The 6912-nt window shown below is 47.1% G+C and carries 2 protein-coding genes and 1 pseudogene; 1 reads left to right on the top strand and 2 read right to left on the bottom strand.

The annotated features are described in order from the left end of the window. Positions 1–180 precede the first annotated feature (180 nt). Positions 181–1650, bottom strand: a complete 1470-nt coding sequence (locus tag CAG69_RS02595) for a glutamate synthase subunit beta (RefSeq protein ID WP_161442599.1) — start codon at positions 1648–1650, stop codon at positions 181–183. Next, positions 1650–6200, bottom strand: a complete 4551-nt coding sequence (gene gltB / locus CAG69_RS02590) for a glutamate synthase large subunit (RefSeq protein ID WP_161442597.1) — start codon at positions 6198–6200, stop codon at positions 1650–1652. The genes CAG69_RS02595 and gltB overlap by 1 nt, the downstream gene beginning before the upstream one ends. Positions 6201–6752: 552 nt before the next feature. Here gltB and CAG69_RS02585 point away from each other — a divergent pair. Then, positions 6753–6912, top strand: a pseudogene (locus CAG69_RS02585) (TIGR01212 family radical SAM protein); the annotation flags it as partial.

The raw sequence follows: 6912 nt of genomic DNA, 5'->3' as shown, positions 1-6912 counted from the left end.
ATAGAAAATTGATTGTTACAAAAAAGTAACATTTGATTCTGTGGGAAATAAAAAAGACCAGCATAAAATGCTGGTCAAAATAGAAAGATTGGAAGGAATTGTTTTCTTTCTTTGCTAATAGCCATCGATATCGCTGATGGCTATTTATGGCATTGAAAGAGGGAAGCGTGAATACTTCCGTTAAGCAGAAAGCATCAGTGAATCTGCTTTTGCTTCTAGGTTTGTGCCATCCATTAGGTAGTCATCGATAGCACGAGCACATTCGCGACCTTCGTTGATACAACGAACCACCAAAGATTGGCCTGTTCGCATATCACCAGCAGCAAATACGCCTTCTTGGTTAGTAGCAAAACCTTGAGTTGCTACGTTACCGCGATCATCTAGCGCGATATCCAGTTGAGCAAGCACGCCTGTAGGTTCTGGGTGTAAGAAGCCCATTGCTAGGAATGCCATATCACATGGGATCACTCGCTCGCTGCCTTCTACTTCTTTGAAACTTGGGTGCTCGCCTGGTTTTGCATCTTGCCAAACGATATCAGCAAGACGAAGGCCAGTGACTTCACCTTTGTCATTTCCGATGAACTCTTTGGTCAGGATGTTCCAGTGACGATCGACACCTTCTTCATGAGAGGTCGAAGTACGTAGGATCATTGGGTATTGAGGCCAAGGCATATTGGCTGGGCGCTTCTCTGGTGGAATCGGCATGATTTCCACTTGAGTTACGCTTGCTGCGCCGTGACGGTTTGACGTACCTACACAGTCTGAACCGGTATCACCACCACCAATGACAACCACATGTTTACCTTTTGCGTGAATCTCTTCCGTTTTCAGGTCCATGTTATTTGCACGTCGGTTGTTTTGACCTAGGAATTCCATTGCGAAGTGAACGCCTTTGAGCTCACGACCCGGAACTGGCAAATCACGTGGAACCGTTGAGCCACCCGTCAGTAGAACCACATCGAACTCTTGACGCAGTTGCTGAGCATTTACATCAACACCGACGTGTTGGTTTACTTTAAACTCAACGCCAGCTTCTGCCATTAGATTGATCTTACGATCAATGACTTCCATGCTCAGTTTAAAATCTGGAATACCGAAACGCAGCAGACCACCAACCTTCTCGTCTCGCTCGAATACTGTCACGGTATGGCCTGCGCTGTTTAGCTGCTCAGCAGCCGCAAGACCAGCAGGTCCAGATCCAATGATCGCCACCGTTTTACCAGTGCGAGAACGTGGCGTTTTTGGCTTAGCGTACCCTTCACGATACGCCGTTTCTACGATGGTTTTCTCGATATTACAGATAGTGATTGGGTCTTGGTTGATGCCAAGTACACAAGCACTTTCACATGGAGCAGGGCAAACACGACCAGTAAACTCAGGGAAGTTATTGGTTGAGCTTAGAATGTTCCATGCTTCTTCCCAGCTATCACGATAAACTGCATCGTTAAACTCTGGGATGATGTTACCGATAGGGCAGCCGTTATGACAAAACGGCACACCACAATCCATACAACGAGAAGCTTGAGTATTGATCTTGTCACCAAACTCCTCGTTCAGGACAAACTCTTTGTTGTTCTTGATGCGTTCAGCTGGGTCGATCTTCTGTGGTAGTTCACGACCATGCTCTAAAAATCCAGTAGGCTTACCCATTATACGGCCTCCACTTGAGTTTCGTTTCCTTGAGACTGTGCTTCAGCTTTACGCTTTTGAAGCACCGCTTTGTAGTCACGCGGCATCACCTTAACCATAGAGGCTAGGCTTGCTTCAAAGTTGTCTAGGAAAGACTGAGCGACTTCACTTCCTGTGAATTGAACATGCTTAGTTAGCATGTCGAGTAATAGATCTCTGTCTTCTTGCTCGATTGGATCTAGGTCTACTAACTCTGGGTTCAGTTTCGACTCAAAGTCGCCTGATTTATCCCATACGTAAGCCACGCCGCCACTCATACCTGCGGCAAAGTTACGACCTGTTGAACCAAGGATAATTGCTGCACCGCCCGTCATGTATTCACAACCGTGGTCACCGACGCCTTCTACTACGACTTTCGCGCCTGAGTTACGAACACAGAAACGTTCGCCAGCCATACCGCGAATGAAAGACTCACCCGAAGTGGCACCGTAGAAACACACGTTACCAACCACGATGTTATCTTCTGCGACAATGCTTGATTTCGCATCTGGGTAAAGTACTAACGTACCGCCAGATAAGCCTTTACCCCAGTAGTCGTTCGCGTCGCCTTCTACTTCGAACTTCACGCCCTTAGCTAGGAATGCGCCGAATGACTGACCCGCTGAACCTTTGAACTTCACGTTCATTGGTCGAGGTAGGCCGGCATCTTTGTACACTTTCGAGATTTCGTTCGACAGCATGGTGCCCGCAGAACGGTCAGTGTTGACGATAGGGAATTCGGCATTCACCGCCTCGCCTTTCTCGAGAGCAGGAATCGCCGCTTGAATCAGCTTACGGTCTAGTACCGATTCCAGGTTGTGGTTCTGTTGCGTTTGGTTATGGATACCGTCTGACTCACGTGGCTGTTCAACGTGTAGAACAGGAGACAGATCTAGGTTCTTGTATTTCCAGTGAGAAACGTCTTGGCGAATCTTCAGCTTCTGACCTTGACCGACCATCTCATCGATAGTGCGGAAGCCAAGTTCAGCCATGATTTCACGTAGACCTTGTGCCATGTATTGGAAGAAGGTTACGACGTCTTCTACGCGACCATCAAAGCGCTCGCGAAGCGTCTTGTTCTGAGTTGCGATACCAACAGGACAGGTGTTCTTATGACACTTACGCATCATGATACAACCTTCAACCACCAAGGCTGCGGTTGCCACGCCCCATTCTTCAGCACCCAGTAGTGTTGCGACTGCAAGGTCACGAGGAGTCTTCATCTGACCATCCGCTTGAACCACGATACGGTTACGTAGACCGTTCTTCAGTAGCGTTTGGTGCGTTTCTGCCAAGCCAAGTTCCCAAGGAAGACCAGTATGACGGATTGAAGACATTGGGGATGCACCAGTACCACCGTCGAAACCTGCGATTAGTACAACGTCCGCTTTCGCTTTCGCTACACCGGAAGCGATCGTACCTACGCCAGCTTCCGATACCAGCTTCACGTTTACACGGCCCGCGCGGTTCGCGTTCTTCAAATCGTAGATAAGCTGAGCCAAATCTTCGATTGAGTAGATATCGTGGTGTGGTGGTGGCGAGATAAGACCGACGCCCGGAGTTGAGTGACGTGTAGCACCGATCCAGTCATCTACTTTATCGCCTGGTAGCTGACCACCTTCACCTGGTTTCGCACCTTGAGCCATCTTGATTTGTAGCTCATCAGCGTTGGTTAGGTAGTAAGAGGTTACGCCGAAACGACCCGAAGCTACCTGTTTGATTGCAGAGCGTTCCCAATCGCCGTTCTCTTTGCGCTCGAAACGCATTGGGTCTTCACCACCTTCACCAGAGTTCGATTTCGCGCCAAGACGGTTCATCGCAACAGCTAGTGTGGAGTGTGCTTCGTAAGAAATAGAACCGAATGACATTGCACCTGTCGCGAAGCGTTTCACGATGCTTTCAATTGGCTCGACTTCGTCGATAGAGATAGAACCGGCAGGGTTCTTAATAAACTCAAGTTGGCTACGCAGAGTTACCGCGTTGTCACCTTGCTTATCTACTGCAGTCGCGTATTGCTTGAACTGATCGTAGTTCTTGTTGCGTGTAGACTCTTGCAGTAGAGAAATGGTTTCTGGGTTGAATAGGTGCTTCTCACCACGCTGTTTCCATTGGTAAACACCACCAACATCCAGCATTTGAATTGGAATTTCGCGTTGTGAGTAACCGATACGGTGTCGGATAAGTACTTCTTTGGCGATATCATCAAGGGTTAGACCTTGGATACGAGAAACCGTACCTGTGAAGTACTTGTCGACCACTGACTTGTGGATGCCCAACGCTTCGAAGATTTGTGCACCGTGGTACGACTGTAGCGTGGAGATACCCATCTTCGAGAAGATCTTCAAAAGACCGCCATTAATCGCTTTACGATAGTTGTTGAACAGATCGCGAGGGTTCGCTTCTGGATCCAACTTCTTGGTACGTTGAAGCTCAATGATGGTTTCAATCACTAGGTAAGGGTTAACCGCATTCGCACCGTAACCAAGTAGCGTTGCAAAGTGGTGCGTTTCACGCGCGTCACCAGTTTCAACCACGATGTCACACTTCGCACGTAGACCTTTACGGATCAAGTGGTGGTGTACTGCGCCAACTGCCAGCATTGCTGGGATCGCCGCGTGGTTTGAATTCACTGCGCGGTCAGTGAGTAGGATGATTGAATAACCATCGATAACCGCGTCTTCTGCGTATTGGCAGATACGTTTTAATGCACGCTCAAGTTTGCCTTGATCTTCACTAGCTTGGAATACGATATCCAACGTTTTCGCTTGTAGGTGCTCGTTATCGATCGCACGCAGTTTTTCAAGCTCTGAGTTCGCCAGAACCGGCGATTCTAATTCGACTTTCTGACAGTGAAGTGGTGTTTCAGTCAGAAGGTTTTGGTCTTTACCCAAGTAAGTGTTCAGCGACATAACCATACGCTCACGGATCGGGTCGATCGGTGGGTTAGTTACCTGTGCAAACAGCTGCTTGAAGTAGTTTGAAAGGTGCTGAGATTGATGAGAGAGAACCGCAAGAGGCCAGTCGGCACCCATTGCTGATAATGGCTCTTTCGCATCATTCGCCATTGGAACTATGATTTCGTTCACTTCTTCAGTGCTTACACCGAAAGCTTGTTGACGGTGTAGCAAACGTTCTGGAGAAGGTTGGCTGAACTGGTTGCTCGCATCTGGCAGCTTCTTCAAGCTCAGTAGGTTTTCTTCTACCCACTTCTCGTAAGGCTGCGCTGTTGCGATGGTGTCTTTCACTTCTTCATCAGAGATGATGCGACCTTGCTCTAGGTCTGCAACGAAGATACGACCTGGTTGTAGACGACCACGGAACTCTACGTTCTCTGGCTCAATATCCACAACACCAGATTCAGATGCCATTACTAGGAAGTTGTCTTTGGTCACTGTGTAGCGAGAAGGACGCAAACCGTTACGGTCTAGTGTCGCGCCAACTTGAACACCATCAGTAAAACATACTGAAGCAGGACCATCCCATGGTTCCATGATGTTCGCGTGGTACTGATAGAACGCGCGACGCTTAGGATCCATGTTTTTGTTTTCTTGCCATGCTTCCGGGATCATCATCATCAATGCGTGCGGCAGGCTACGACCAGAAAGAACTAGGAGCTCAAGTGCCATATCAAAGTTAGATGAATCCGAACTGCCTTCCTGACAAATAGGAAGCAGCATGTCGATTTCAGCTTGGGTAAATAGATCGGATTCAATGATCGCCTCACGGGCTTTCATCCAGTTCAAGTTACCTCGAACTGTATTGATTTCACCGTTGTGGGCAATGTAACGGAAAGGTTGTGCAAGACGCCATTTCGGGAAGGTGTTGGTAGAGAAGCGAGAGTGTACCAGTGCCAGTGCGGTCACCATGGTCGGGTTTTGCAGATCAAGGAAGTACTGAGGTACTTGCTCGGTCGTTAACTGACCTTTGTACACCAATGTCTTGTAAGACATAGAGTTAATATAGAAGTCATCACCAATGTTCGAAACGCTTTCTAGGCAAACACGTACAGTGTAGTTACGAAGTACGTACAGTTTGCGCTCTAGCTCTTCAGGTGTGATACCTGGACCACCAGAGATAAACACATGCTCAAACTGAGGTTCTGTGCTTAGCGGGTCGGCACCGATCATTGAGTTATCGGTTGGCAATACGCGGTAGCCAATAACTTCAAGGTCTAGACGCTGAGCGTTGCGTTCTAGAATGTCACGGCATTGCTCGCGTTTGTATTCGTCTTTCGGGAAAAGTACGACACCCACACCATACTTTTCAAATGAAGGTAGTTTAATGCCGAGCTTAACGGCCTCTTCTAATAGGAATTCATGAGGTTTTTGTAGCAAGATACCCGCACCATCACCGCTGCATGGATCACAACCTTGACCACCACGGTGCTCCATGCGAGCTAGCATATCCAATGCTTGAGTCACTACTTCATGAGATTTACGGTTTTTAAGGTGAGCAACAAAACCGATACCACACGCGTCATGCTCCAATTCAGGAGTATATAGACCCTGTGGATTTTGCTCTCTATCTACCATAGATACATCCTTCCAGTTCAATGTCGACGCAAAAGCACCAGGCAGGCAAATGCCACCTAGACCATTGATTACGTCTTGTCCTTTATATTTATTATCGCCACCGATCTAGGTTGACCGATCTTGATTCCTTTCCGTATCTCGCAGGAAAAGTTTTGCGAGAAAAACAATCCTTGGTGGTATCCCTTTATTTATTGCCACTATTTAGTGATTTATATAGGTAGGAGTGGGATAACACCGACAAATCCCGCAGTGTACTTTGTAATAAAAGTCACAAAAATAACGGGGTTGTGTAAGTATCCTACAATTTTGTCACTTCAGAATGCAATGAAAAAGTAGACGTTGTGACCCAATTTTTTCGTTTAATTATGCATTTTTAGTTTAACATTTACGCAACATGAACGTTTTTTATCTGTATTTATGCAGGTTTATTGATTTTGAGCCGTATGATGTTTGTTTGAATTGACTAGTATTGTGTGTTTTTTCTTGCAGGGATGTAATTTATTTACACAGATCGTAGTGAGATTGATTACGGTTCATTGTTGGTGAGAATTTATGCAGTTACATGAGTTGGTCAATACAATCGGCCAAGACCTTCAGCGTCGATACGGTGAAAAAGTCCATAAACTAACGTTGCACGGTGGATTTAGTTGCCCTAACCGAGATGGCACTATTGGTCGGGGAGGATGTACTTTTTGTAATGTGGCTTCGTTTG

Source organism: Vibrio sp. V43_P6S15P86, assembly GCF_009904725.1.
Classification (GTDB): Bacteria; Pseudomonadota; Gammaproteobacteria; order Enterobacterales; family Vibrionaceae; genus Vibrio; species Vibrio diabolicus.
Note: the sequence above shows the minus strand (reverse complement) of the source record. Positions and strands in the feature narration are given on the sequence as shown.

Excerpts from the sequence above, each read along its gene's own strand:
- CAG69_RS02595 (WP_161442599.1), bottom strand. The coding sequence starts at position 1,650 with ATGGGTAAGCCTACTGGATTTTTAGAGCATGGTCGTGAACTACCACAG.
- gltB (WP_161442597.1), bottom strand. The coding sequence starts at position 6,200 with ATGGTAGATAGAGAGCAAAATCCACAGGGTCTATATACTCCTGAATTG.